Source organism: Paenibacillus sp. MZ04-78.2 (genome assembly GCF_024213375.1).
In the GTDB taxonomy this organism is placed as follows: domain Bacteria; phylum Bacillota; class Bacilli; order Paenibacillales; family NBRC-103111; genus Paenibacillus_G.
Genome location: NZ_JANAVJ010000005.1, coordinates 64,257 through 90,706 on the forward strand (window position 1 = coordinate 64,257; position 26,450 = coordinate 90,706).

25 protein-coding genes are annotated in these 26,450 nt (G+C 53.8%); all 25 read left to right on the plus strand.

The window, feature by feature from the left end; genetic code table 11:
- Positions 1-4: 4 nt before the first annotated feature.
- Complete coding sequence (gene rbfA / locus NLX71_RS05845; RefSeq protein WP_254362555.1) at positions 5-361, plus strand: 30S ribosome-binding factor RbfA; 357 nt, start codon at positions 5-7, stop codon at positions 359-361.
- Complete coding sequence (locus NLX71_RS05850) at positions 358-1,344, plus strand: DHH family phosphoesterase (protein ID WP_254362556.1); 987 nt, start codon at positions 358-360, stop codon at positions 1,342-1,344. Before rbfA ends, NLX71_RS05850 begins: the two co-directional genes overlap by 4 nt.
- Complete coding sequence (truB, locus tag NLX71_RS05855) at positions 1,341-2,282, plus strand: tRNA pseudouridine(55) synthase TruB (RefSeq protein ID WP_254362557.1); 942 nt, start codon at positions 1,341-1,343, stop codon at positions 2,280-2,282. The genes NLX71_RS05850 and truB overlap by 4 nt, the downstream gene beginning before the upstream one ends.
- A gap of 48 nt (positions 2,283-2,330) precedes the next feature.
- The gene (locus NLX71_RS05860) at positions 2,331-3,290 is read left to right on the plus strand and encodes a bifunctional riboflavin kinase/FAD synthetase (RefSeq protein ID WP_254362558.1); all 960 of its coding nucleotides are present in this window, start codon (positions 2,331-2,333) and stop codon (positions 3,288-3,290) included.
- Positions 3,291-3,463: 173 nt separating this feature from the next.
- Positions 3,464-3,733: a 30S ribosomal protein S15 gene (gene rpsO / locus NLX71_RS05865; protein ID WP_010491237.1), complete on the plus strand. Its 270-nt coding sequence runs from the start codon at positions 3,464-3,466 to the stop codon at positions 3,731-3,733.
- 353 nt (positions 3,734-4,086) lie between these two features.
- Positions 4,087-6,189: a polyribonucleotide nucleotidyltransferase gene (gene pnp, locus NLX71_RS05870; protein ID WP_254362559.1), complete on the plus strand. Its 2,103-nt coding sequence runs from the start codon at positions 4,087-4,089 to the stop codon at positions 6,187-6,189.
- 154 nt (positions 6,190-6,343) lie between these two features.
- Positions 6,344-7,384, plus strand: a complete 1,041-nt coding sequence (locus NLX71_RS05875; protein ID WP_375377890.1) for a polysaccharide deacetylase family protein — start codon at positions 6,344-6,346, stop codon at positions 7,382-7,384.
- Between the two features lie 72 nt (positions 7,385-7,456).
- Positions 7,457-8,707: a M16 family metallopeptidase gene (locus tag NLX71_RS05880; protein ID WP_254362560.1), complete on the plus strand. Its 1,251-nt coding sequence runs from the start codon at positions 7,457-7,459 to the stop codon at positions 8,705-8,707.
- Positions 8,670-9,155 carry a dUTP diphosphatase gene (gene dut / locus NLX71_RS05885; RefSeq protein WP_254362695.1) on the plus strand — a complete coding sequence of 162 codons (486 nt, stop codon included), beginning with the start codon at positions 8,670-8,672 and terminating at the stop codon, positions 9,153-9,155. Before NLX71_RS05880 ends, dut begins: the two co-directional genes overlap by 38 nt.
- A gap of 184 nt (positions 9,156-9,339) precedes the next feature.
- Positions 9,340-10,239 (plus strand): dipicolinate synthase subunit DpsA, encoded by a 900-nt coding sequence (gene dpsA, locus NLX71_RS05890; protein ID WP_254362561.1) that lies wholly within the window; start codon positions 9,340-9,342, stop codon positions 10,237-10,239.
- Positions 10,236-10,829, plus strand: coding sequence for a dipicolinate synthase subunit B (locus NLX71_RS05895; protein WP_254362562.1), 594 nt, complete (start codon positions 10,236-10,238; stop codon positions 10,827-10,829). Before dpsA ends, NLX71_RS05895 begins: the two co-directional genes overlap by 4 nt.
- Before the next feature lie 44 nt (positions 10,830-10,873).
- The gene (locus NLX71_RS05900) at positions 10,874-11,914 is read left to right on the plus strand and encodes an aspartate-semialdehyde dehydrogenase (RefSeq protein WP_254362563.1); all 1,041 of its coding nucleotides are present in this window, start codon (positions 10,874-10,876) and stop codon (positions 11,912-11,914) included.
- Between the two features lie 84 nt (positions 11,915-11,998).
- Complete coding sequence (gene dapG / locus NLX71_RS05905) at positions 11,999-13,216, plus strand: aspartate kinase (RefSeq protein WP_254362564.1); 1,218 nt, start codon at positions 11,999-12,001, stop codon at positions 13,214-13,216.
- A 28-nt stretch (positions 13,217-13,244) separates the two neighbouring features.
- Positions 13,245-14,120, plus strand: a complete 876-nt coding sequence (gene dapA, locus NLX71_RS05910) for a 4-hydroxy-tetrahydrodipicolinate synthase (protein WP_254362565.1) — start codon at positions 13,245-13,247, stop codon at positions 14,118-14,120.
- Positions 14,121-14,329: 209 nt separating this feature from the next.
- Positions 14,330-16,006 carry a ribonuclease J gene (locus NLX71_RS05915; RefSeq protein WP_254362566.1) on the plus strand — a complete coding sequence of 559 codons (1,677 nt, stop codon included), beginning with the start codon at positions 14,330-14,332 and terminating at the stop codon, positions 16,004-16,006.
- A 200-nt stretch (positions 16,007-16,206) separates the two neighbouring features.
- On the plus strand, positions 16,207-16,959 hold the full coding sequence (locus NLX71_RS05920; RefSeq protein ID WP_254362567.1) for a ClpP family protease: 753 nt from the start codon (positions 16,207-16,209) through the stop codon (positions 16,957-16,959).
- On the plus strand, positions 16,956-17,192 hold the full coding sequence (locus NLX71_RS05925) for a YlzJ-like family protein (RefSeq protein ID WP_254362568.1): 237 nt from the start codon (positions 16,956-16,958) through the stop codon (positions 17,190-17,192). Before NLX71_RS05920 ends, NLX71_RS05925 begins: the two co-directional genes overlap by 4 nt.
- Positions 17,193-17,317: 125 nt before the next feature.
- Positions 17,318-19,888 carry an FtsK/SpoIIIE family DNA translocase gene (locus tag NLX71_RS05930; RefSeq protein WP_254362569.1) on the plus strand — a complete coding sequence of 857 codons (2,571 nt, stop codon included), beginning with the start codon at positions 17,318-17,320 and terminating at the stop codon, positions 19,886-19,888.
- Between the two features lie 126 nt (positions 19,889-20,014).
- A complete protein-coding gene (sleB, locus tag NLX71_RS05935) occupies positions 20,015-20,821 on the plus strand; it encodes a spore cortex-lytic enzyme (protein ID WP_254362570.1) in 807 nt (268 codons plus the stop codon).
- A gap of 97 nt (positions 20,822-20,918) precedes the next feature.
- Positions 20,919-22,223 carry an EF-P 5-aminopentanol modification-associated protein YfmF gene (yfmF, locus tag NLX71_RS05940; protein ID WP_254362696.1) on the plus strand — a complete coding sequence of 435 codons (1,305 nt, stop codon included), beginning with the start codon at positions 20,919-20,921 and terminating at the stop codon, positions 22,221-22,223.
- Positions 22,224-23,516, plus strand: coding sequence for an EF-P 5-aminopentanol modification-associated protein YfmH (gene yfmH / locus NLX71_RS05945; RefSeq protein ID WP_254362571.1), 1,293 nt, complete (start codon positions 22,224-22,226; stop codon positions 23,514-23,516). It begins immediately after the preceding gene.
- A complete protein-coding gene (gene ymfI, locus NLX71_RS05950; protein WP_254362572.1) occupies positions 23,506-24,267 on the plus strand; it encodes an elongation factor P 5-aminopentanone reductase in 762 nt (253 codons plus the stop codon). The genes yfmH and ymfI overlap by 11 nt, the downstream gene beginning before the upstream one ends.
- A 76-nt stretch (positions 24,268-24,343) precedes the next feature.
- Positions 24,344-24,598, plus strand: a complete 255-nt coding sequence (locus NLX71_RS05955) for a DUF3243 domain-containing protein (protein ID WP_254362573.1) — start codon at positions 24,344-24,346, stop codon at positions 24,596-24,598.
- Positions 24,599-24,737: 139 nt separating this feature from the next.
- Entirely contained in the window at positions 24,738-25,574 is an 837-nt protein-coding gene (locus NLX71_RS05960; protein ID WP_254362574.1) for a hypothetical protein, read from the plus strand.
- A gap of 87 nt (positions 25,575-25,661) precedes the next feature.
- Positions 25,662-26,441, plus strand: a complete 780-nt coding sequence (locus NLX71_RS05965) for a DUF3388 domain-containing protein (RefSeq protein ID WP_254362575.1) — start codon at positions 25,662-25,664, stop codon at positions 26,439-26,441.
- Positions 26,442-26,450 lie beyond the last annotated feature (9 nt).

Here is a 26,450-nt window from a genome sequence, read left to right on the forward strand (position 1 = left end):
CGCTATGGCAAAAATTCGCGTGGGCAGAGTCGGGGAACAAATCAAGAAGGAATTAAGCCAGATCATTCAATCTGAACTGAAAGACCCGCGCATCGGTTTCATTACCGTGACCGGCGTCGATGTGACGAATGATTTTTCCCAGGCCAAAGTATACTTGAGCGTGCTCGGCAGCGACGAACAGAAGGAAGAAACGCTGAAGGCACTCGCCCGCGGCACCGGGTTTATCCGCTCCGAGCTCGGCAAACGAATTCGGATGCGCAAAATTCCGGATCTGCTGTTTAAGTTCGACGCCTCGATCGATTACGGCAGCAAGATCGAAACGCTCATTCACCAAATTAACGACGGGAATTCGGAAGCATGACTGCAGCGGGATATGCCGTTCAGCTTCAAGCGGCGGCCGGGTTTATCCGCGAGCAGGATGATTTTCTGGTCGTAGCCCACGTGCAGCCCGATGGCGATGCCGCCGGGTCCACGTTTGCGGTCGCTTGGATGCTGCAGTCGCTAAACAAACGGTTCACGCTGATCAACGAAGGCCCAATCCCGGACAAGTTCATGTACATGGCCGGGCCTCATGCGGTCATCGAATACGAGAAAGCACCGCCCGAACGCAAGTTCGCGGCGGTGATCTCGGTTGATTGCGCGGATTTCGGACGAATCGGCTCGGTGAGCGAATGCTTCGAGCCGGAGCGGAAGCTGCTGAACATCGATCATCATGCCACCAATGACGGATTCGGAACCGTGAATCTGGTGCGCTCCGATGCCGCGGCTACCGTGGAAGTGCTGTACGATCTCGCGCTGGAGCTGAATCTGGAGTTCACGCCGGAGCTGAACGATTGTATTTACACCGGTTTGCTGACCGATACGGGAGGCTTCCGTTATTCCAATACGACGCCGAAAGTGATGCAGATTGCGGCAGATATGCTGGCGCGCGGTGTGAAGGGGCACGAGCTTGCCGAAAGGCTGCTCGAAACGATGACGCTCGGTCAGGTATGCTTGCTGAAGCGAAGCCTCAATACGTTGTCCTTTGCCCTTGACAACAAGGTTGCCTGGCTGTCCGTCACTTTGGACGATTTGTCCGCTACCGGTGCATCCGGCGAAGATATGGACGGACTCGTCAACTATGCCCGCAATGTCGAAGGGGTTGAAGTCGGCATGCTGTTTAAGGAAAAAGAGCCAGGAATCGTTAAAGTCAGCTTCCGTTCCGGTGGCTTGGCCGATGTCGCGGCAATTGCCCAAAAATTCGGCGGCGGCGGGCATGTCAAAGCAGCCGGTTGTACGATTCGCGGTTCGCTGTCCGAAGCGGTTGAGCGAGTCGTTCGGGAAGTAGGGATGGCGCTCGCATGACAACGGAATTGGAAGGTATTTTGCCCGTGTGGAAGCCGAAAGGCTTTACCTCCCACGATGTGGTGGCCAAAGTGCGCCGCATCGTTAGAATCAAGCGGATCGGCCATACGGGAACGCTTGATCCCCAAGTGACAGGCGTCCTGCCGCTTTGCATCGGCAGGGCGACCCGGCTTGTCGAGTACATCCAGGAGCTGCCGAAGGCGTACGAAGCGACGCTGCTTTTGGGACTTGCCACCGATACGGAGGACTTGTCGGGGGAAGTACTGGAGCGGGCGGAGCGGCTTGGAGAACGGTTGACGCCGGAACAAGTGACTGCGGCGGTTTTACGCTTTGTCGGCGACATCGAACAGGTGCCGCCGATGTATTCTGCCGTCAAGGTGGACGGCAAACGGTTGTATGAGTTGGCGCGGCAGGGCGTTCAAGTGGAGCGGAAGTCCCGGACGGTCACCATTTACGGCATCGAAGTGCTGGAGACGGACTGGTCTGGAGATTATCCGCAAGTCAAGTTTCGCGTCGATTGCTCCAAGGGAACGTATATTCGCACGCTGTGTGCGGATATCGGACAAGCTCTCGGCGTACCTGCCGTTATGGCGGAGCTGGTGCGAATCTCGACCGGACATATCGGGCCGGAACGATGCTTGACGCTTGAACAGATCGAAACTCTCCACAAAAATGGAGAGCTTGCCGGGCGGTTGATTCCGATGGAGCAAGCGGTTGCCCATTTGCCGTCCGTCCGGCTTTCTTCCGTTCAAGCACAGAAGGCGCTGCAGGGCCAGAAGATTCGCGTCAGCGAAGGGCAGAAGGCTGCATTAAACGGCTTTTCGTCCACCGGCGAGCGGGCGGTCGCCTGCTTCGCGGAAGAAACGGGCGCGTTAATCGGGCTTTTTGAATGGGATTCGGAACCGGAATTGCTGCTGCCGGTCAAAATATTTTCTTGAGCTTGAGCGGTCAAACGCACCAAAGAAATGTAGGTGAAAGACACATCCATGGAAACGGTACAGCTATCGTATCCGCTGCCGCAGGACGGTCGTCCGGACGATTCCGCCAAGGTGCTGGCGATCGGGGATTTCGACGGCGTTCACCTCGGTCACCGGGAAGTGATCCGGAGGGCGGTCGAACGCGGGGCTGAGCTTCAACTGCCGGCTGCCATCATGACGTTTCATCCGCATCCCAGACAAGTGCTCGGGATGGACAAATACACCAAGCTGCTTACGCCGCTCGCGGCCAAGCAGGAATTGCTGCGGCAGCTTCAGGTCGATGCGACTTATGTCGTGGATTTCAGCGAATCGTTTATGCGCGTCACGCCCGAACAGTTTGTCGAGCACATGCTTGTGCCGATGAAGGTCAGTACGGTTTTCGTCGGATTTGACTTCACCTTCGGCTACAAGGGTGCAGGGACGCCGGATACGCTGTGTGATTTGGCCAAGGGGAGATTTTCGATCGAGGTGGTTCGTCCGTTTCACCGAAACGGCGAGAAAGTCAGCAGTACGTTGATTCGCGAATGCTTGCTGCGTGGTGATATTGCCGAAGCGAATGCGCTGCTTGCCCGGCCTTACCGGCTGGAAGGGACGGTCGTGCACGGAGACGGGCGCGGCCGTACCATCGGTTTCCCGACCGCGAATCTTGAGGTGAGCCAGCCTTACGTTATTCCGGCCAATGGTGTCTATGCCGTACAGGTCACTGTCGGGGGGCGCAAAGTAGGCGGGGTCATGAATATCGGGGTGAAGCCTACCTTCGCCACCGGTCTGACGCAGCCCGCGTTGGAGGCGCATTTGTTCGATTTTCACGAAACGATCTACGGAGAGAACGTACAGGTGGAACTGCTCGCGTTTATTCGCGAAGAACGGAGATTCGCTTCGGTTCAAGAACTGATTTCCCAGATCGGTCAAGATGCGGATCAAGCGCGTTCGATCCTTGCGGCTCGGAAAATGATTCAAAACTCGTAATTTTATTTTACTTTTATAAACAAACTATGGTATACTATGAAACGTTGTCGATTCAACATGCTGTCGCATGAGGAATTCAGGACATCGCATGAACCTTGGCATGGAGAATCGAGCACTCCATCGGTCTCTGGGCTACAGGGGATATACTTATTATTTTCGGAGGTGACTCAATCATGGCATTGACACAAGAACGCAAGCAGGAACTGATCCAAACGCATAAGACGCATGAAAGCGACACAGGATCTCCTGAAGTGCAAGTTGCAATTCTTACGGAAAACATCGTGAACCTGACCAGCCACTTGAAGACGCACAAGAAAGATCATCATTCTCGTCGCGGTCTGCTCAAAATGGTCGGCCAACGCCGTAAGCTTCTGACGTACTTGAAAAACAAGGACGTCAAACGCTACAGCGCTTTGATCGAAAAACTCGGTCTGCGCCGTTAATTTAGCCTTACAACTAAAGCAACCACGTTTGTCCTTTGTGCACGCTGGAACGCCTGGCGTACGGATGCACGGGCTGCGGGGTTGCTTTTTTAAAATATCGGGATACTGTCGTTGCCGCTCACTGCACAAGCTGTACTTTTGAGTTACTATTTTCATAAAAAGCAGGAAATACTGACTAATATGCAGAATGGTTAAGGAAGACCGGCGCTTTGGCGATCTGGAGGCAAGTCTGCCCTGATTGGTTGCCAGGCAATGGCGGTAGTGCGGGACCCGGCTTCGATTGAATAATTGTACATAACGAAATCCGGGTATGAAATTTCAAAAGCTTTGAACGAAAATTGAGGAGGTTGAATATGGAGAAACAAGTGCAGATGGATCTCGGCGGACGTCCGTTGATTCTAGAAACCGGACGTCTGGCGAAGCAGGCAAACGGCGCTGTCGTTGCTCGTTACGGCGAAACCGTCGTGCTTTGTACGGTAACGGCTTCCGCCGAGCCGAAAGATTTGGATTTTTTCCCTCTAACCGTGAACTATGAGGAGCGTCTTTATTCGGTAGGCAAAATCCCCGGAGGCTTTATTAAAAGGGAAGGACGTCCCAGTGAAAAAGCGATTTTGTCCAGCCGTTTGACGGACCGTCCGATTCGTCCGTTGTTTCCGGAAGGCTTCCGCAATGACGTGCAGATCGTTTCGATCGTCATGAGTGTGGATCAGGAATGCGCGCCGGAAATTGCGGCCATGATCGGAACCTCCGCAGCGCTCAGCATTTCCGACGTGCCGTTTAACGGACCGGTGGGCGGAGTCATTGTCGGACGGGTGGACGGGCAGTTCGTCATTAACCCGACCGTCGAGCAGTCGGAGAAAAGCGATATCCACCTCGTCGTGGCAGGTACGAAGGATGCTATCATGATGGTCGAAGCCGGTGCGGAAGAAGTGCCGGAGGAAGTGATGCTGGAAGCGATCATGTTCGGTCATGACGAAATCCGCAAAATCGTTGCCGTGCAGGAACAACTCGTACAGGAAGTCGGCAAGCCGAAAATGAAAGTCAAGCTTCACAGCGTCGAGAGCGACGTGAATCAAGCGGTTCGCGAATTCGCTCAAGCCCGTTTGGTGGAAGCGGTCAAAATTCCGGAGAAGCATGCAAGACAAGATGCGATCGACGCGATTAACAGCGAAGCGAAGGAGCATTTTGCCGCGGTCTACGCCGAAACGCCGGAGAAAATGGCCGACGTCAAAGAAACGCTGTACGATATCGTGAAAGAAGAAGTGCGCCGCTTGATTACGCACGATAAAGTTCGTCCGGATGGACGCGGGCTCGACGAAATCAGACCGATCGAATGCGACATCAACCTGCTGCCGCGTACGCACGGCTCCGGTTTGTTTACCCGCGGCCAAACGCAGGCACTCAGCGTATGTACGCTCGGAGCGCTCGGCGACGTGCAAATTCTCGACGGTCTCGGCCTGGAAGAATCGAAGCGGTTTATGCATCATTACAATTTCCCGCCGTTCAGCGTAGGCGAAGCCCGACCGCTGCGTGCGCCGGGACGGCGCGAAATCGGACACGGGGCGCTCGGCGAACGCGCGCTGGAGCCGGTTATTCCTTCTGAAGTCGATTTCCCTTATACGATCCGTCTGGTTTCCGAGGTGCTGGAATCGAACGGCTCGACTTCGCAGGCGAGCATTTGCGCGAGCACGCTGGCGATGATGGATGCAGGCGTTCCGATCAAAGCTCCGGTAGCGGGCGTAGCTATGGGTCTGATCAAAGACGGGGAGCATTACTCGATCTTGGCCGACATTCAGGGGATGGAAGACCACCTCGGAGATATGGACTTTAAAGTGGCCGGTACCGCCAAAGGGGTTACTGCGCTGCAGATGGATATCAAAATCGACGGCATCGACCGGGCCATTTTGACGGATGCGCTGGAGCAGGCGAAAAAAGGCCGCATGCACATTTTGAACAAAATGCTGGATCGCATTTCGCAGCCGAAATCGGACCTGTCGCCTTATGCGCCGAAAATCGTCACGATGCAAATCAACCCGGACAAGATCCGCGATGTTATCGGAGCAGGCGGCAAAATCATCAACAAGATCATCGAAGAAACCGGTGTAAAAATCGACATCGAGCAGGATGGCCGCGTCTTCATTGCTTCGTCCAACAGTGAGATGAACGAAAAAGCGCGTCAAATCATCGAAGGTATCGTCCGTGAGGTCATCGTCGGGGAGACGTATCTCGGCACCGTGAAGCGGATCGAAAAGTTCGGCGCCTTCGTCGAAATTTTGCCGGGCAAAGAAGGCTTGGTGCACATTTCCCAATTGTCGACCGAGCGCGTAGGCAAGGTGGAAGATGTCGTCAAGATCGGCGATACGATTACCGTGAAAGTAACGGAGATCGACAACCAAGGCCGTGTCAATTTGTCGCGTAAAGCGTTGTTGACGGCGCAAGTTCCAGCCCAAACCTAATTTAACACTTGTTGCAGAAAGAGCCAGAGCAGTCTGTCTCTTTTTTGTTTGCCCAAAAATCCGGATTTCAGCTGCGGTGCTCTCTCTACGATGGTCTAAACCTGTCCTGCATGGCATAAGATGGGGACAAACAGGTGTGGACAGGAGAATGGGCATGAATCGCAACCGATGGTTAGCTGCGTCATTATGCTTTGGAGCGCTGCTGCTCGGCTTACAGTTCTCTCCGGCGGTCGACCGATTCGTACAGCATGCCAGAGAGAGGAACGGTCATGAACGGGCTGCAGACGATACACGGACGCTGTCTTCTCTGCTGTCGCTTAGGGCATGGAGCGACGAAGGGGGAGAGCGGCGGGCCAGAGTGCTTGAGAAAATCAGGGCCGAGGCGGCGAAGCGCAATATACCGCCGGTGAACGCCAAGATCGACCGCGTCTGGAAAGCGATACCGGGGTACAACGGGCTGGAGGTCGATGTCGAGAAGTCGCTGGAGCTGGCGGAGCGGCAGTCGTTTCCGGAAACGCCGCAGCTCGTGTTCCGCGAAGTGCCGCCTCAAGTCGATCTGGATCAACTCGGACCGAATCCGATCTATAAGGGCAACCCGGCGAAGCCGATGGCAGCGCTCATGATCAACGTGGCGTGGGGCGACGAGTATTTGCCGCAAATGCTGGACGTTCTCCGTAAGGAGCAGGTGCATGCGACCTTTTTTTTCGACGGGATGTGGCTGAAAAAAAATATTCCGACCGCCCGCAAAATTATGGAGGAAGGGCATGAAGTCTCCAACCATGCCTACTCTCACCGGGACATGAGCAAGCTCAGCCGGACGCAAACCGCTGCCGAAATCAGCAAGACCGAGACGATGCTGAAGCAGGAATTGGGCGCGCAGAATCGTCTATTTGCCCCGCCCTCGGGCGATTACAATCAAATGACCGTAGACGTCGCGCACGAGATGAACCTGCGCACCATTTTGTGGACGATCGATACGCTTGATTGGAAAAAGCCGGAGCCTTCTTCCATCGTGCATAAAGTAGCTACACGGATCGAGCCCGGCTCGCTGATCCTGACGCATCCTACGTCTTCGAGCAGCGCCGCGCTGCAGGGCATGATTCGCGCCATCCGGGCCAAAGGGCTGTCTTTGGGCACCGTCAGCGAGGTTATCTCGCCCGCGCGGGTTCCGAAGGTTGAGTCCGCCGGACAATAATGGTAATATCAGAATGTTATACCTAAATGCAGAGGAATCAAGACTTCGCCGTACTGAGGAGGCTTAAAGCGTTTGGACAAATACACACTAACTAACGGACTGCGGCTCGTCATCGAGAAAATTCCGACGTGCCGCTCCGTTGCTTTCGGCATCTGGGTCAAAACCGGATCGCGCAGTGAAAACGAGACGAACAACGGCATTTCGCATTTTATCGAGCATATGCTCTTTAAGGGCACGGAAAAATACTCCGCCAAAGATATCGCCGAAATTTTCGACGGCATCGGAGGCAACGTGAACGCCTTCACTTCCAAGGAGTACACATGCTATTACTGCAAGGTGCTGGACGAGCATCTGCCGCTCGCGGTGGAAGTGCTCTCCGATATGTTTTTCGGTTCGGTATTCGATGAGGCGGAATTAGAAAAAGAAAAAAATGTCATCTATGAAGAAATCGCGATGTATGAAGATACCCCGGACGATATGGTGCATGATCTGATTGCCCGGGCCGCTTTCGGCGGGCATTCGCTCGGACGTACCATCATCGGCACGCAAAGCAATCTGGCGGCGATGTCCTCCGATACGCTCGTGGCGTACATGAAGTCGCACTATACGATTGCGAATACGGTTATCAGCATCGCCGGCAACATTAACGACGATGTCGTCGGCTTGATCGAGAAGCATTTCGGCAGCTTCGCGAATGCGGGCTCGCAGGCCCCGCTTGAGCCTTTGGCGTTCCGGAGCGATCCCGAGTATCACCAGAAGAAAACCGAGCAAAATCATATTTGTTTATCGCTGCCCGGGCTGGCTGCGAAGGACGACCGGCTGTATGCGATGATCCTGCTGAACAATGCGATCGGAGGCGGCATGAGCTCCCGGTTATTCCAGGAAATTCGCGAGAAACGCGGGCTGGCCTACTCGGTATATTCCTATCATTCTTCCTACCAGGACGGCGGCCTGTTTACCGTCTATACCGGTACGGCGCCTAAGCAGACCGAAGAAGTGCTTAAGGTGACGCTGGAGCTGCTGGCCGACATCAAGGAGAAGGGATTGACCCCGACCGAGCTGAAGAAGGGCAAGGAACAGATGAAGGGCAGCTTGATTTTAAGCTTGGAGAGCACCAGCAGCCGGATGAACCGGATCGGGAAAAATGAACTGATGCTCGGCCGACATTACAATCTGGATGAAATGATACAACGTATCGAGAGTGTGGAGATGGAGCATATTCAAGCGCTGACGGCGGAAATGCTGTCCGTGCCGTTCGCACTGGCTATGGTCGGGCAGACGAATGATGCCATCGCTGGATTTAGGAGGGATCAGCTTGTCTGAACGAATCGAAGTGTTCATTAAACGGCTGCCGGGGAACGAGGATATCGCGCTGCCGCAAAAAATGTCCGAGCTTGCTAGCGGTTTCGATCTGTATGCGGCTGTAAGCGAGCCGGTCGATCTCGGACCGGGCGAACGGACGCTCATTCCGACCGGATTTTCGCTTGCCATGCCGGGAGGGCTGGAAGCCCAGATTCGTCCACGAAGCGGGCTTGCTTTTAAACACGGGATCACATCCTTGAACACGCCGGGCACGATCGATGCCGATTACCGCGGCGAAGTCAAGGTACTGCTGATCAATCATGGCAAAGAAACGTTCACCATCAACCGTAACGAGCGCATCGCGCAAATGGTGTTCCAAACGGTGCCGCTCATTACGCTGACCGAGGTAAGCGAGCTGGACGAGACGGAACGCGGAGCGGGCGGCTTCGGGCACACGGGAACAAAATAAGGAAGACGGACAAGCAAAGCGCTTTTCCGCAGGCCGGCAATTCGGCCTGACGGAAGAGCGTTTTTTTGTTGGCCATCGAACGATGTGTACTGCCAGCGTTTGGGGGCTTGATCTGCTGGAACCCATCTTTGGGCTGTCGCATAAGATGATTTATCGAGAGCGACATGGAAAGAGGTGAGAATGAATGCTGACCGGGATTCAAATAGCGTTGATCGGCGGCGATGCCAGGCAGCTCGAGGTGATTCAAAAATGCTCCGAACTCGACGCATCCGTCGTTTTGTTCGGCTTTGATAATTTGCAGAACGGTTCAAGCGGGATTACCAAGGCAGAATTGACGCCCGAAGCGCTTGTTGCTTTGGATGCCGTCATTTTGCCTGCTGTTGGGACGGACGATCAAGGAAATGTGGACAGTCTGTTTTCATCCAAGGAATTGCGACTTACCCATGAACATATAGCTGCTCTGCCGAAACATGCCATCGTCTTTACGGGCATGGCCAAACCGTACTTACGCGAATTATGCTCGAACGAAGGCATCGGGCTGATCGAATTGTTCGACCGTGACGATGTGGCCATTTACAACTCCATTCCGACAGCCGAAGGCGCGGTGATGATGGCAATTCAGAACACGGATATCACCATTCACGGCTCGGAATCCATGGTGCTTGGCTTCGGAAGAACCGGAGCAACGCTTGCCCGCACGCTGCAAGGCATGGGCGCGAAAGTCAAGGTAGGCGTCAACAAACCTGAATATTACGCCCGCGCGATCGAGATGGGAATGAACCCCTTTTTCACCCAAGAGCTGATCTCCCACGTATCTCAAGTGGATTTGCTGTTCAACACCATCCCGGCCATGGTGGTCACCGCTCAAGTCATCGCCAATATCCCGCATCGCGCCATTATTATCGATCTAGCCTCCAAGCCGGGCGGAACCGATTTCCGCTATGCCGAAAAACGCGGGGTGAAGGCGATGCTTGCGCCGGGGCTGCCCGGCATTGTCGCTCCGAAAACCGCCGGGCGTATCATTGCCGATACGCTGACCCGCATCATCATGGAGGACGCAAGACGAAGGAGGAACGGGGAATGAATTGGGATCAACTGACAGTGGGCTTCGCGTTGACCGGGTCTCACTGCACGTTTGCCGAAACGATGCCGCAAATCCGGCGCTTTGTCGATGCCGGGGCCAAAGTCGTGCCCATCGTATCCAATACGATCATGACCACGGACACGCGCTTCGGCACATCGGCAAATTGGCGAAAAGAGTTGAAAGAGATCACAGGAAATGATATTATTTCTTCAATTGTAGATGCAGAACCGCTCGGTCCTTCGAAACTCCTCGACATAATGGTGATTGCTCCCTGTACCGGGAATACGACCAGCAAGCTTGCGAACGCGATGACGGATAGTCCCGTGCTGATGGCGGCTAAAGCGCAGATGCGCAACGGGAGACCGCTTGTGCTGGCGATTTCGACAAATGACGGATTGGGACTGAACGCCACGAATATCGGCAAGCTGCTGATTACCAAAAACATTTATTTCGTCCCGTTTGGACAGGATGCGCCGAATGTCAAGCCGAATTCGCTTGTAGCGCGCATGGATTTGATCATGGAAGCTTGCGAGGCAGCCCTTCAGGGCAAGCAGCTGCAGCCGATGCTGATTGAACGGTTTCATTACTGATCCTGCATTTTTTATCATTTATTCTTTAGGGGAGAGGACAATACATGTCGAATCAAAAGTTGTTTAACGTCGCAGTAGTAGGCGCGACAGGTGCCGTAGGAGAACAGATCCTCCGTTTGCTGGCTGAACGGAATTTCCCCATCCAAGAGCTGAAGCTCTTGTCCTCGGCCCGGTCCGCAGGCAAGAAACTTCAGTTCAAAGGCCGTGAAGTGACGATTGAAGAAGCAACGCCTGACAGCTTCAAAGGCGTGGACATTGCCTTGTTCAGCGCAGGAGGCGACGTCAGCCGGGCATTGATTCCGGAAGCGATCAAGCACGGAACTGTGTGCATCGACAATACCAGCGCGTTCCGGATGGACCCAGAAACGCCGCTTGTCGTGCCTGAGGTAAATATCGACAAAGTCAGCGACCACAAAGGCGTCATTGCCAACCCGAACTGCTCCACGATTCAACTGGTGCAGACGTTGAAGCCGCTTTACGACCGTTTCGGCATTTCCCGCATCATCGTTTCCACATACCAAGCGGTATCTGGCGCGGGCGCCAGCGCGATTAACGAAATGCTTCGCCAGTCTCGCGAAGTGCTGGAAGGAAACGCTGTGGAGCCGCAAATTTTGCCGGTAGGCTCTTTGCCGGTCAAGCATCAAATCGCATTCAACGCTATTCCGCAAATCGACAAATTTGTGGACAATGGCTTTACTTACGAAGAAATGAAAATGATCAACGAAACGAAAAAAATCATGGGTGACGACACGCTGGAAGTTACCACGACTTGCGTGCGGATTCCGGTCGTTTACGGCCATTCCGAATCGGTTTATGTCGAGCTTAAGCAAGATTTCGACATCGAAGAGGTGAAACGCCTGCTGGCCGACGCACCAGGGATCATCGTACAGGATAACACTGCCGAACAACTGTATCCGCTGGCTACGGAAGCGGCAGGTAAGCTGGAAACGTTCGTCGGCCGTATTCGCCGCGATCTTAGCAACCCGCGAGCCCTCAATCTGTGGATCGTATCCGACAACCTGCTCAAGGGAGCGGCTTGGAACGCCGTTCAAATTGCCGAATACATCGCGATCGAGCAGCAATAAATGAAACTAGACTGGCTTTCTGAGACACTCAGGAAGCCAGAATTTTGCTATTCACTATGGCACATGGATAAGGGGAGAGATCACTTGAGGATCTTGGTGCAAAAATTCGGAGGCACATCTCTTTCCACAGCCGAGGCTAGAACACACGTTATTGAACACATCCAAGACGCTTTGAATCAAGAATACAAAACGGTTGTTGTTGTTTCGGCTATGGGTCGCAGAGGAGAGCCTTACGCAACGGACACGCTACTGGATTGGATTGGTCAAAATGGAAATACGCTGCCTGCGCGCGAAAGAGATATGCTGCTATGCTGCGGCGAATTCATCTCGGCCGCTACGCTGTGCAGCTTACTGAACGCCGAGGGGATTCCTGCTGTTGCTTTAACCGGCGCGCAGGCAGGAATTTTAACGAACGACGAATTCGGCAATGCCCAAATCGTCTCGATTCGGCCGGGTCGGATGCTGGAACTGCTGGAGCAGGGGAACGTCGTCATCGTCGCCGGCTTTCAAGGCGAGACGGCGACACGCGACTTCACAACGCTCGGGAGGGGCGGAAGCGATACGTCGGCTACCGCGCTTGGAGCGGCTTTAAATGCGGAGCTCGTCGAAATTTTCACGGATGTGAGCGGTATTTTGACGGCAGATCCGCGGATCGTGGAGGAAGCAAGACCGCTTTCGGTCGTCTCTTATATGGAAATCTGCAACATGGCGCATTTAGGCGCGAAGGTCATACATCCCAGAGCGGTAGAAGTCGCTATGAATGCCGGAATTCCGGTAAGAGTGCGCTCCACGTTTTCCAAGGATAAAGGAACGCTTGTTACGCATGCCGACGCGCTTCGGAACGAATCAGGCGCCGTACAGGACCGGTTTGTTACAGGCATCGCTCACGTACCGAATATCTCGCAAATTCGGGTAGCGCCTCAGGAAGGCAGCTACGATCTTCAGCTTAACGTGTTTAAAGCGATGGCACGGCAGCGGATCAGCGTCGATTTTATTAACGTCAACCCATCCGGCGTCGTGTACACGGTCTTTGACCATGAGGCGGAGCGGGCAGCCGAAACGCTTCAGGGACTCGGCTATACGCCGCACATCACGCCGAACTGCGCGAAAGTATCGATCATTGGGGCAGGAATGAACGGTGTACCCGGCATCATGGCCCACATTGTCGAAGCGCTTACGGAAGAGGACATCCAAATTCTGCAATCTGCCGATTCGAATACGACTATCTGGGTATTGGTGCAAGGTGACGACATGGTCAAAGCCGTCCGTGCGCTGCACCGCAAATTCGAGCTCCATAGATAACGCATAATGTTTTAGGAGGAGACAACACGTGGATTTTGGCACAATGATAACCGCTATGGTTACGCCGTTCGATGATAAGCTTAACATCGACTGGACGCAATTTGAGAACGTGATGGACTACTTGATTGAGGAGCAGCAAAGCGACAGTCTCGTCATCTGTGGCACAACCGGCGAATCTCCTACGCTAACGGAAGAAGAGAAGCTCGAAAGTTTTCAACGGGCTGTAAAGCACGCGCGCGGCCGCTGCAAAATTATTGCAGGGACCGGCAGCTACGATACCGCTCATTCTATTCATTTGTCGCAAGCGGCTGAAAAGTTGGGTGTCGATGCGCTGCTTCTGGTGGCGCCGTACTATAATCGGCCTTCGCAAGAAGGACTGTATCAGCATTACAAAGCCATTGCCGAGTCGGTTAACATCCCGATCATCCTTTATAACGTGCCCGGGCGGACCGGTGTCAATATCGATCCGGAAACGACGATTCGTTTGTCGCACATTCCGAACATCGTAGCGACGAAGGACTGCGCGGATACGGACCAGTTGACGCAGATCATTACCGGCGCCGCTCCGGGCTTTCTGGTCTACAGCGGCGACGATAGCGCCACGCTCCCCGCTTTGGCGGTCGGAGCGCGGGGAATCGTCAGCGTTGCGAGCCATGTGATCGGCAAAGAAATGAAAACGATGATCGATTGCTACTTGCAGGGCGAAGTAAAAGAGGCCGCGAGGCTTCATGGTCAACTGCTTCCGGTGTTCCGCGGGCTGTTCTTATGCCCTCATCGCGTACCGAGCCCGGCTCCGGTCAAGCATGCGCTTAACTTGAAGGGACTGCGCGTAGGCGGGGTTCGCCTGCCGCTTGTGGACGCTACGGAACAAGAAAAACAATTTATCGCTTCGCTTTTTGCATAAGCTTCACGTGACAACCGGTGCCCTGCGGCATCGGTTTTCTTGTTTTGGGAATAATACGCTTTACGCAGGGGATAGCCGAGTTGACCGGCTCACTTGTAAAGAGTCATTTTTTTCATGTATAATGATGTCAAGTGACTGGTGCGGTTAAAATTTGGTTTTGAATAATCATATGGAAATCGTCGTCAATTACATTGAGGAGGTTTAGTTACTTGTCCAAAAAAAATATAGACAAATTAACGATTTTTGCCCTGGGCGGCGTGGGTGAAATCGGGAAGAACATGTATGTCGTTCAATATGCGAACGATATTGTAGTTGTAGACTGCGGCTTGAAATTTCCGGAGGAAGATATGCTCGGGATCGATATTGTCATTCCCGATATTTCTTACTTGACGGAAAATCGCGATAAAGTGCGCGGAATCGTTATTACACACGGCCACGAGGACCATATTGGCGGTTTGCCTTACGTTCTTAAGCACCTGAACGTTCCGGTGTACGGGACGAGGCTGACGATGGGTCTGATCGAGATGAAGCTGAAGGAAGCGAATCTGCTCGGGGAAACGAAACGGATCGTTATTACGGCTGATTCCGAATTGAAGCTCGGCTGCATGACCGCCACGTTCTTTAAGACGAACCATAGTATTCCCGACTCGGTAGGGGTATGCTTGGAAACGCCGGAAGGCAACGTGGTGCATACCGGCGACTTCAAGTTCGATCAGACGCCGGTCAACGAACAGTACGCGGATCTTCACCAGATGGCAGCGATCGGCCGCAGAGGCGTCATTGCATTGCTATCGGATAGTACGAATGCGGAGCGTCCGGGCTATACCGGTTCGGAGCGCAGCGTAGGCACGGAAATCGAAGACGTATTCCGCAAAGCGAAGCAGCGTGTCGTTATCGCAACCTTCGCTTCCAACATTCACCGGATTCAGCAGGTCATTGACGCGTGCGAATCGACCCGCCGCAAGCTGACCGTAATCGGGCGGAGCATGGTAAATGTTGTGGGTATCGCCAGCGAATTGGGCTACTTGCATGTTCCGGATGGCATGCTGATCGAACCGGAGGAAGTGAACAAACTCGCGGCCGACCGCGTAGCCATTCTATCTACAGGGTCTCAGGGCGAGCCGATGTCGGCACTGACACGGATGGCCCGCTCCACGCATCGCAAGATGGACATTTTACCCGGCGACACCGTTATCATCGCCGCTACGCCGATTCCCGGAAATGAGCGGTATGTAGGGCGGACGGTGGACGAACTGATGCGCATTGGCGCGCATGTCATTTACGGGCCTGGCTCGATCACCGGGGTACACGTATCCGGACACGGCAGCCAGGAAGAATTAAAGCTGATGCTGAATATTATGCGTCCGAAATATTTTATCCCGATTCACGGAGAGTACCGGATGCTTCGTCAGCACGGGATGCTTGCCGAGTCGGTCGGCATCGCGCGCGAAGATATTTTTATCGTGGATAACGGCGATACGGTGGAAATTCAGGACGGCGTCGCCCGCAAAGGCTCCAAAGTGCCGGCAGGCAACGTGCTCATCGACGGACTCGGTGTCGGCGATGTCGGCAATATTGTGCTGCGCGACCGCAAGCTGTTGTCCCAAGACGGCATTCTGGTCGTCGTCGTAACGCTCAGCAAGCAGGATGGGACGATTCTGTCCGGTCCGGACATCATCTCCCGCGGCTTCGTATACGTGCGGGAGTCGGAAGGATTGCTGGAAGAAGCGAACCGGATCGTGACAAGCACGCTCCATCGCTTAATGAGTGAAAATGTCAATGAATGGGCTTCGCTCAAAACCCATGTCAAAGACGCGCTCGGCCGATTTTTATATGAACAAACCCGAAGAAGACCGATGATTTTGCCAATCATCATGGAAGTGTAAAACTTCCCACCAGTCATACGAACTCACTTGAGGATAAAGTGGAATAAGAAGCGTTTTGTAAAGACCACGTAAGCGGGGGGATATATTCCCAGCGCTTTACGCGGTCTTTTTCCGTATATCCGTACTCGGCGCCCCGCATAGTTTTGGCCGACTGCACCATACTAACAAGGACATTTCAGCTAATGGAGGGATGTTCTTTCATGCAATCCAACGATAAGCAAGAGCAGCAGCCGGTGCAGCCGCCCCAAGCGCCGACGACGGAAGAAGGACGCAAAAGCGCAACGGTCGACGCGATTCAGCAGCTGGGGCAGACAGCCGCGCCTACCACCGAATCCAATATTTTTTGTATGACCATTATCGGGCAGGTCGAGGGTCATATCGTTCTGCCGCCGCAAAACAAAACGACTAAATACGAGCATTTGATACCGCAGCTTGTAGCCGCGGAGCAGAACGCGAAAATCGAAGGCGTGCTTATTATTTTGAATACGGTAGGCGGAGATGTGGAAGCCGGGCTGGCAATCGCCGAAATGATTGCTACGTTGTCCAAGCCGACGGTAACGCTTGTGCTTGGCGGCGGGCACAGCATCGGAGTTCCGATTGCCGTCTCGGCCAATTATTCGGTTATTGCCGAAACCGCAACGATGACGATTCATCCGATCCGTCTGAACGGTCTGGTGATCGGCGTACCGCAGACCTTTGAATATTTGGACAAAATGCAGGAACGGGTCATCCGGTTCGTCACACGGCATTCCCGGGTAGACGAGAACAAATTCAAAGAACTGATGTTCAAAACGGGCGAGCTAACGCGCGACATCGGCACGACGGTCATCGGTGCGGATGCGGTCCGATACGGACTCATCGACTCGCTGGGCGGTATTGGGGAAGCCCTCCGTAAGCTCAACGCCTTGATCGACGAGCGGCGCGCCAACAATGGGGGAGGTATGATCCAATGATTCATTATTCGATACTGCCGCTGGAAACCGTCTATGAAGGAATCGAAGCGATGAAATCGTCTACCGTCGATATTGTGATGAATGGGGTCAGGATGCAGGTTGAACCGGTTAACGGGCAGCAAGCTAAGATCGTCCGGCTGATCAGCTGCAATCCGCAGGATTTTTTGAACCCCCAATACGCTCCAGGGCGAATGATTGAGTTTCAGCCGATGATCCGGGAATCCGGCGAATAAAGGGAGCTGCGCAGCGATTCGTTGCTTTTCCCGGCTCTTTATTTGCTGGAGGGGAATATATTTTCGCATTTTTCGTTTAGCTTCACCCCAGTTTATGGTATAATGAAGGCTCGGGGGTGAGCGTCTTGGCCAGGAAAAGGAAAAAGGGCAAGGGAATCAAATCAAATCTCAAATTTGAACTGTACGGTATCGTTATTTTGATTTTTTCGATCATCGCTTTATCCCGCGAAGGTTCGGTAGCCCGTTCGTTAACCTATTTGTTTCGGTTTGTGATCGGAACTTGGGATTTTATTATTCCGCTCGTGTTTATATACGCCGGATTGTACGCGATGATGAAGAGGGAATGGCCGATTTGGCGGACGCACCGCAAGCTCGGGGTGCTTCTGATCATCCTGTCGCTGCTGCTGATGAGCCATATCAGTCTGTTCTCGCAGCTTTACCCGAATAGGAATTTCACGGAAGGCCAAGTGCTGTCCCAAACTTGGGCAAGCATGGTGGATGGATTGAATCCGACGAACAAAGGAGTGGCGATCCTGACCGACGGCGTCGGCGGGGGAATGATCGGGGCGGTGCTCTACGCGGTGCTGCGCTTTTTGTTCAGCAACCTGGGCGCCAGTCTGATTCAATACACGCTGTTCGTCGTAGGATTCATTCTCATTACGGGATTGTCGGTCGGCGATATTATGAACAAAATTAGCAGCCGCAAGCCGTTTGCCGAGACACTGCTTGGTCAATACATAAAGCGCAAGCTGCTGGAAAGAAGCCGTGCGAAGGCGGCCGCGAGCGCGCAGCGCAAGAAGAAGCCGTCCGTTGCAACCGTCCACGTGCCGCCTCCGGAGGACGAGTTCGACGAGGAGACGTTGAAGCCGGAGCGCAAGGGACGGAAGCCGGGAAAAATGCGCAGCCTGTTCCTCGAGCTGCTTAATCCGTCTGAACCGCAGGAGAAGAGCAAGACGGAAGGCAAGCCGAAAAAGGGGCGCGTTCAACCGGAAGCGGAAGATGAGGCGGTCACGGTCTATTCGGCGGTTCCCGATTCGTTCGACAACGATCCCGGCTTCCCGGAGCAGAAAATTCCTAACGAGAAAGAGCACGACCCGGCCATCCCGGTGATCCGCGACTTTCAAGAGCAGGTTCATCAGGAGACGGCGCGAACATCCGACAGTTCCGCTTCTGCCGAAAATGTCACAGACCGAAAACCTGACTCGGCGGCCAATAAGCAAGAAGGAGCGGAAGGATCAAACAATTTTGATATCAAAAACAAACCGCTTGCTATCCCGTACGAGTTGCCTTCCTTGCAGCTGCTGGCCAAGCCCGCTTCGGGCAAAGGAAACGACTCGCTGGATTACAAGGCGGTTGCCCGCAAGCTGGAGGCGACACTTGAAAGCTTTGGCGTGCGCGCCAAGGTGCTGGAAGTCGTCCGCGGCCCCGCGGTTACCCGGTATGAAATTCAGCCGGACGTCGGCGTAAAGGTGAGCCGCATCGTCAGCTTGACGGATGATATTGCCCTTGCCTTGGCTGCGAAGGATATCCGTATGGAAGCGCCGATTCCGGGCAAGTCGGCCATCGGGATCGAGGTGCCGAATTCCGAGGTATCCGTGGTCACGATGCGCGAAGTTATGGAAAGCCCGGCCTTTCAGGACGCGGCGTCCAAATTGTCGATCACGCTGGGGCGCGATATTTCCGGGCAGCCGATCGTCGGCAATCTCGCACGGATGCCGCACTTACTCGTTGCGGGCGCGACCGGCTCGGGAAAATCGGTTTGTATTAACGGGATCATCACAAGCGTTCTTTATAAAGCAAAGCCAGATGAAGTCAAATTTCTGATGATCGACCCGAAGATGGTCGAACTGAACGTGTACAACGGCATTCCGCACCTGCTGGCTCCGGTTGTGACCGATCCGAAGCGGGCCTCGCTTGCGCTCAAAAAAGTCGTCGTCGAGATGGAAAAGCGGTACGAGCTTTTCTCCAAGAGCGGTACGCGCAATATCGAAGGCTACAACTCGATGCTGGTGGAAATGCAGACGGGAGCGCCGCTGCCTTATATCGTCGTCATCGTGGACGAGTTGGCCGACCTGATGATGGTTGCGGCCAACGACGTGGAGGATGCGATCTGCCGCCTCGCCCAGATGGCGCGCGCCGCAGGCATCCACCTCATCATTGCTACGCAGCGGCCGTCGGTCGATGTCATTACCGGCGTCATCAAAGCGAACATTCCTTCGCGGATCGCCTTCGGCGTCTCCTCGCAGGTAGATTCGCGGACAATTCTTGATTCTGCGGGCGCGGAGAAGCTGCTTGGCCGTGGGGATATGCTTTACTTGCCGATGGGCGCTTCGAAGCCTGTCCGGGTCCAGGGAGCCTTCCTCTCCGACCAGGAGGTCGAATCGGTCGTCGGCTTCGTCCGGACGCAGGGGCAGGCGGAATACGTGGAAGACATGGTTCCGCATGTCGAGGATAAGCAGGAAGAGATGGAAACGTTTGAGGACGAATTGTACGATCAGGCGGTCCAAATTATTCTGGAAGCGAAGCAAGCGTCCGTATCTCTGCTGCAGCGCCGTATGCGCGTCGGTTATACGCGTGCCGCCCGGTTGATCGATACGATGGAAGCGCGTGGTATTGTAGGTCCGTACGAGGGCAGCAAGCCGCGTGAAGTCTTGATGTCGCTTGAGCAGTATCAAATGAACCGAATGAGCTCCTGAGCGGCTGCAGATACGTTAGTCAGGCCCAACGATTCCCAGTTTAGGCTGAATAGAAGCTGACTCCCTTTCTCATAATAACCTTAAAAAGGTTGCCGCAACGAAGGCGGGAAAGGTGAGGTTGCCAGAATGAATAAACGATTGATCTTCATTACGCTTGGCCTGGTATTTATTCTGTTCGCCGGACTTCAGATCAAGCAGCATCTGAAGGTGCAGCAGACATTCAGCAAGAACGAAATCCGCTACGGAGCGTCCGGCACAGCCGACGTCTACGAGCTCCAAGGTCGTTTGAAGCATCTCGGGTTTTATTACGGCAAGGTGGATGGCGATTTCGGCTATCAGACCTTAAAGTCGCTCAAGTGGTTCCAATCCGAATTCGGGTTGAATGTCGACGGCATCGCCGGGGACAAAACGAAGCTGAAGCTGTGGGAAGCCACGAAAGGGTGGAAGGCCAAAGCCGAAGAGCTGCCTCCTTGGGTAGCCGGCGCCGGTAAAGGGCAACCCGCCGAAGGCGGAGTCGCGCCCGAAAGCGCTGCGCCGCCGGCGAACGCAGGTATACCGCGCTCCAACCGTCTCGGACTATCCGAAGAGGACCTGAAATTGATGGCGAATGCGGTACACGGCGAGGCGCGCGGGGAGCCGTACATCGGTCAAGTCGCCGTTGCCGCCGTTATTCTCAATCGCGTCAAATCGCCAAGCTTTCCGAATACGGTCTCGGGCGTTATTTTCCAGCCAGGAGCCTTTACGGCTGTAGCGGACGGACAAATATGGCTGACGCCGAACGAAACGTCCCGAAAAGCGGTTCAGGACGCGCTGAACGGGTCGGACCCATCCGGTGGATGCATATATTATTTCAATCCGGTAACGGCCACGTCCAAGTGGATTTGGTCCCGTCCGCAAGTTAAGCAAATCGGCAAACATATTTTTTGCAAATAGCGCATGTAGTAGAAGTAACCATCTTCACGGTTGCTTCTTCTGTTTATAGAGGAATATAATGGAATATACCCGGGAAGGCGGAAGTGAAGCCATGATGATGAGAGGAGTTGTTTCGTCTTTGAAGCAAATACAATTCGAACGGGGAACAGTGCAGGGCGTGCGTGTGCATGTACTGCCGACGGAGCAGTTCAAAACTTTTGCATTATCCGTCTATGTGGGAAGTCCGCTTCAAGAGGATACGGTTACGCCTAACGCGCTTATTCCTTTTGTGCTGCGGCGCGGCAGTAAGGCCTATCCGGAAACGAAGCAGTTTCGCGAGAAGCTGGACGATTTGTACGGGGCCGGATTCGGGTTCGACGTGTACAAGCGCGCGGATTACCAGATGCTTCAATTAAACATGGATGTTATTCAGGATGATTTTGTTTCCAGTCCGAAGCCGCTGCTTGATCAAGCCATTCAATTTTTGGGCGAAGCGATTACGCAGCCTGCGATGGAAGGCGGAACCTTGGTCCGCAAATATATCGATTCCGAGAAAACGACGCTGCGGAAGCGATTGGAATCCATCGTTAACGACAAAATCCGCTACGCTGCGGAACGGTGCATCGCCGAAATGTGCAGCAACGAGCCTTACCGTCTCCATCCGCTCGGCGCGATCGACCGTATCTCTTCGATCGAAGCAGAAGCTTTGACCGAACGGTATGAAGCCTGGCTGCGGCAGTCTCCAATTGATATTTATGTGGTAGGCCATGCGAATCTGGAACAGGTGCTGCCCTTGATCGAGCGCTATTTTGCTGTCAGGGGCGAGCGTACTTCGGACTATTCGCTCAGAGCCGAGCACCGCAGCGTCGGTCAAGTGAAGGAAGTCGTCGAGCGTCTCGATGTCAATCAAGGAAAGCTGAATATGGGGCTTCGCGTGCGAACCTCGTATGCGGACGATTCGTACCCTTCAGCGCTGCTATATAACGGTATTTTGGGCGGATATCCGCATTCCAAGCTGTTCACCAACGTCCGTGAGAAGGCGAGCTTGGCCTATTACGCCTCTTCCCGCTTGGACGGACACAAAGGCATTCTGACGATCCAATCGGGCATCGAAATTGCAAATTATGAGAAAGCCGTCTCGATTATTAAGGAACAGCTGAAAGCGATGGAAGAGGGGCAAATCAGCGACACGGAGCTGCAGCAGACGAAAGCGATGATTACCGGACATTTGCGCCAGCTGCAGGACTCGGCCTTCGAGCTGATCGCTTTCGATTTCAACAATCGCCTGTCCGGCGCCGACCGTACGGTTCCGGCGCTGATCGAAGCGGTGGAGCAAACGGATAAAGAGCAGATCCGCCGGATGGCTCGCCAAGTGCAGCTGGATACGATATATTTTTTACGCGACAACAAAGGGGGGCAATAAATGCGCACGATCCCTTATCCGCATGTGAAGGAAACGCTGTACGCCGAAGAGCTTCCGAACGGACTGAGCGTCTTTATTTTACCAAAGGAAGGCTTCCAAAAAACGTATGCCACCTTTACGACAAAATACGGTTCCATCGATAACGATTTTCAGGTCGAAGGCGAAGCGCGGCGCAAAGTGCCTGACGGCATCGCGCATTTTTTGGAGCACAAAATGTTCGAGGAGCCGACAGGGGACATTTTTTCCGTATTCGCTGCCCAAGGGGCTTCCGCCAATGCATTCACAAGCTTCGATCGTACAGCTTATTTATTTTCCGCGACCGAACACATCGAGGACAACCTGTTGACGCTGCTTAACTTTGTGCAAAATCCGTATTTTACGGATGCAAACGTCGAGAAGGAGAAAGGCATTATCGGTCAGGAGATCAACATGTACCGGGATAATGCGGACTGGCGGGCGTATTTCGGACTAATCGAAACGATGTACCACAAGCATCCGGTACATATCGACATCGCCGGAACGATCGAATCCATCGGTAAAATTACGAAAGAAATGCTGTTTGAGTGCTACCATACATTTTATCATCCGAGCAATATGAGCTTGTTTGTCGTAGGCGGGGTTAACCCGCAGGAAATTATGGAGCTCGTTAAACGGAACCAAGCGGGGAAAACGTTCAAGACGCAGGGGACGATCAACCGTTATTTTGAAGACGAGCCGCACCATGTGCAGGCCGCGCGCAAAGTAACCGTGCTGCCGGTCTCGCTGCCCAAGTGCTTATTCGGCTGCAAGGAGCCGGGCCAGCCTTTGTGGGGGCGGGAGCTGCTGAAGCGGGAGCTGACTATGAAAGTGCTGCTTGACGTGCTGGTAAGCCCCAGCTCGGCCATTTATCAGAAGCTGTACGACGAGCAGCTGATTTCTGACAGCTTCGGCTCCGAGTACAATATTGCCGAAAATTATGCGTTTACCGTGATCGGCGGAGATACGAAAGACCCCGAACGCTTGATCGGCCGCGTACAGGAAGAAATTGACCGGGTCAAAGCGGACGGCGTTGCCTCCACCGATTTCGAGCGCAGCAAGAAGAAAAAAATCGGTGCTTTCCTGCGCCAGCTCAACTCACCTGAAGCGATCGCCAATGAATTTACGAAGTACCGGTTTAAGGGCATCGATTTATTCGATATTTTGCCGGTGTATGAAGAGCTGACCCTGGCGGATGTCAACGAGCGGCTGCGCGCGCATTTCGATTGGAGCCGTCTAGCGGCTTCGATTGTGACAAGTGAAGCGAATGGAACCTAGTCATTGCAAGCCGTTTCCGGAGCAAACGGTGCTCGTCACGGGGGCGAGCCGCGGGATTGGCGCCGCGATCGCCAGCCGTTTCGCTTCGGTGGGTATGAACGTGGTCATCCATTACCTGAATTCGCATGAAGGGGCCAATGAAACAGCCCGCAGCTGCATGAAGATGGGGAGCCGCGTGTTAACGGTAACGGCAGATCTGCGGTCGAGGGAGCAGATCGAGCGAATGCAGGAGAAGCTGGCGCAGCACGACCTCGTTCCGGATATTTTGGTCAACAATGCAGGCATTTCGCATTACGGCCTGTTCTCCGATTTGGAGGAGGCCGAATGGGACGAAATCATGGACATAAACTTGAAGGGCGCGTTTCTGATGACGCGTCAATTTATGCCGGCGATGATCCGTCAGAAGTACGGCAGAATCATCAACGTATCCTCGATTTGGGGCATCTCCGGCGCTTCCTGCGAGGTCGCCTATTCGACCGCCAAGGGGGGGGTCAATGCTTTTACAAAGGCGTTGGCGAAGGAGCTTGCCCCGTCCGGGGTCACCGTGAACGCCGTCGCTCCCGGCGCGGTCGATACGTTGATGATGGCAGGCTTTGACGAGCGGGAGAAAGCGATGATCGAGAACGATATTCCCGTCGGCCGCTTCGGCAAGCCCGATGAGATCGCGTCGCTCGTCTATTTCCTTGCGCTTCCCGAATCCGGCTACATCACAGGTCAAATCATCAGTCCCAACGGGGGCTGGCTGACCTGACGGCCCGTATAAATCCTTACCGAAATGCAAACATTAACGTCGTAACGACATTCATTTCGATAAGGAGGATGCATACATGGCTACGGTGCTTAAAGTGTTCGATCGTTGGAAAGAGTTTTTGGGAGAGCGTGTGGAGCAAGCGGAACGGGCAGGGATGACGGAAGAGTCGATCTCGCAGCTCGCTTTTCAAATCGGTGAATTTTTGTCTGACAAAGTCGATCCGGAAAATAAAGAAGAACGCGTGCTGAAAGACCTGTGGGACGTATGCGACGAAGAGGAACGCAAGGTCATGGCCCGGGCCATGGTCAAATTGGCTAAAGCACAACATTGATTATCCGGCATTGTACACGAGCCTCCTGTTCAGGGAGGCTTTTCTTTTGTTTCCCGGAGCGACCGTTCGCTGAATTGGCTTCCCGGCCGGTTTTCTTATATACTGGTATAGACGAACGGGAGAAAGAGGTTGACCGCAAGTGAAGAAGCTGAAACGTTTGTTTGTAGGAATAGGCATTCTAGGTTTGCTTGGCGGCTGCGGCAGAAACATCCCGGCGATCGATCCTGTCTTGCTTGAAGCAAAATCGTCGATTCTTGTCGTAACGGGACAGGAAATGCCGGACAATGTAAAAACCGCCCTGCAAACGACACTAGTCAATTGGCGCGATAAAAAGCAGACGACCTTCGAGTGGATGGACAACACGACCACGCTGACCGAAGATCAGCTGACCAAAATTAAAACCAGATCTTATGACTATATCCTTGTTGCCGGACATAATTTAGTACAAAATACGCTTCCCGCCGCAGCGAACATCCCGGAACGCAAATGGGTGATGCTGGACGACCAGCTGGCGCGGCAATCCCCTGTTGTCAGCGGCAGCAACATCATGGTGAAGCTGGTCCCAGAAGACCGGTTCCGGCAGGAATGGAACGAATGGGTAGGGCAGCAGCTTGACAATGGCCGGGCAATCGAATGGGTGACAACATCCGCTTATCCGATTCCGTCTGAATGGGCGCCTTCCGAAGAAGCGGAGTATATCAATCTGGCCGACGCCGAAGGCTGGTATACGCAGTTTCAATTCCAGGTACGCAGTCACGGGCCGGCGTGGATCGCGGTATTCGCCCCGCTGGAAGCGGCGCAATTACAAAGGCTGAAGGCTAATCAGGTTCCGGTGATCAATATGGCCTCCACAGGTATCGAGCTGCAGTGGGGAGGCATATTTGCATCTATCGAAGACATGATGGCTAAAAAAGCATGGACGCCGGGGATTCAGCCGTATTCGAACGCCGAAGCGAAAATCAATAAAAATTTGTGACTTTATGCCCTGAAACGGGGAGGATTTTATCGAATATTGTAGAATTCTTTTGTAACCCATCACAAACCTAGGATCGGAGAACGACGGATGATAGCGGAAACAAATGACATCAAGCAGTGGTACATGGAATACCGGATCCACAAAAACCGTCCGGGGCTTCTCGGGGACATCGCCTCCCTGATGGGGATGCTCGATATCAATATCGTCACCATCAACGGGGTAGATAACCGTACCCGCGGGATGCTTTTGCAGACGAACGATGAAGAAAAAGTTGAATTAATGGGTAAAATGTTGAGAAAAGTGGATAATATAACTATTACGGCATTACGTCCGCCCAAGCTGGTCGATATTCTTGCCGTCCGTCACGGCCGCTATATCGAGCGGGACTCCGACGACCGGAAAACGTTCCGCTTCACCAGGGACGAACTGGGACTTCTGGTCGATTTTCTGGGCGAGCTGTTCAAACGTGACGGCAACCATGTCGTCGGGCTGCGCGGGATGCCGCGCGTCGGCAAGACCGAGTCCATTATCGCCGGGAGCGTCTGCTCCAACAAGCGGTGGACATTTGTCTCCTCGACCTTGCTCCGCCAGACCGTGCGCAGCCAGCTTTCCGAGGATGAAATGAACCCGAATAACGTTTTTATTATCGACGGGATCGTCTCGACGCTCCGCTCCAACGAGAAGCATCATATGCTGCTGCAGGAAATTATGGCGATGCCTTCCACCAAAGTAATCGAGCATCCGGATATTTTCATCCGGGAATCGCAGTATACCTACGATCATTTTGACTGCATCGTGGAGCTTAGAAATACACCGGACGAAGAAATTACATACGAGACGTTCACGGCCGGATTTGACGAATATTAATGCCCTATC

Excerpts from the sequence above, each read along its gene's own strand:
- rbfA (WP_254362555.1), top strand. The coding sequence starts at position 5 with ATGGCAAAAATTCGCGTGGGCAGAGTCGGGGAACAAATCAAGAAGGAA.
- NLX71_RS05850 (WP_254362556.1), top strand. The coding sequence starts at position 358 with ATGACTGCAGCGGGATATGCCGTTCAGCTTCAAGCGGCGGCCGGGTTT.
- truB (WP_254362557.1), top strand. The coding sequence starts at position 1,341 with ATGACAACGGAATTGGAAGGTATTTTGCCCGTGTGGAAGCCGAAAGGC.
- NLX71_RS05860 (WP_254362558.1), top strand. The coding sequence starts at position 2,331 with ATGGAAACGGTACAGCTATCGTATCCGCTGCCGCAGGACGGTCGTCCG.
- rpsO (WP_010491237.1), top strand. The coding sequence starts at position 3,464 with ATGGCATTGACACAAGAACGCAAGCAGGAACTGATCCAAACGCATAAG.
- pnp (WP_254362559.1), top strand. The coding sequence starts at position 4,087 with ATGGAGAAACAAGTGCAGATGGATCTCGGCGGACGTCCGTTGATTCTA.
- NLX71_RS05875 (WP_375377890.1), top strand. The coding sequence starts at position 6,344 with ATGAATCGCAACCGATGGTTAGCTGCGTCATTATGCTTTGGAGCGCTG.
- dut (WP_254362695.1), top strand. The coding sequence starts at position 8,670 with ATGCCATCGCTGGATTTAGGAGGGATCAGCTTGTCTGAACGAATCGAA.
- dpsA (WP_254362561.1), top strand. The coding sequence starts at position 9,340 with ATGCTGACCGGGATTCAAATAGCGTTGATCGGCGGCGATGCCAGGCAG.
- NLX71_RS05895 (WP_254362562.1), top strand. The coding sequence starts at position 10,236 with ATGAATTGGGATCAACTGACAGTGGGCTTCGCGTTGACCGGGTCTCAC.
- NLX71_RS05900 (WP_254362563.1), top strand. The coding sequence starts at position 10,874 with ATGTCGAATCAAAAGTTGTTTAACGTCGCAGTAGTAGGCGCGACAGGT.
- NLX71_RS05920 (WP_254362567.1), top strand. The coding sequence starts at position 16,207 with ATGCAATCCAACGATAAGCAAGAGCAGCAGCCGGTGCAGCCGCCCCAA.
- NLX71_RS05925 (WP_254362568.1), top strand. The coding sequence starts at position 16,956 with ATGATTCATTATTCGATACTGCCGCTGGAAACCGTCTATGAAGGAATC.
- sleB (WP_254362570.1), top strand. The coding sequence starts at position 20,015 with ATGAATAAACGATTGATCTTCATTACGCTTGGCCTGGTATTTATTCTG.
- yfmF (WP_254362696.1), top strand. The coding sequence starts at position 20,919 with ATGAGAGGAGTTGTTTCGTCTTTGAAGCAAATACAATTCGAACGGGGA.
- yfmH (WP_254362571.1), top strand. The coding sequence starts at position 22,224 with ATGCGCACGATCCCTTATCCGCATGTGAAGGAAACGCTGTACGCCGAA.
- ymfI (WP_254362572.1), top strand. The coding sequence starts at position 23,506 with ATGGAACCTAGTCATTGCAAGCCGTTTCCGGAGCAAACGGTGCTCGTC.
- NLX71_RS05955 (WP_254362573.1), top strand. The coding sequence starts at position 24,344 with ATGGCTACGGTGCTTAAAGTGTTCGATCGTTGGAAAGAGTTTTTGGGA.
- NLX71_RS05965 (WP_254362575.1), top strand. The coding sequence starts at position 25,662 with ATGATAGCGGAAACAAATGACATCAAGCAGTGGTACATGGAATACCGG.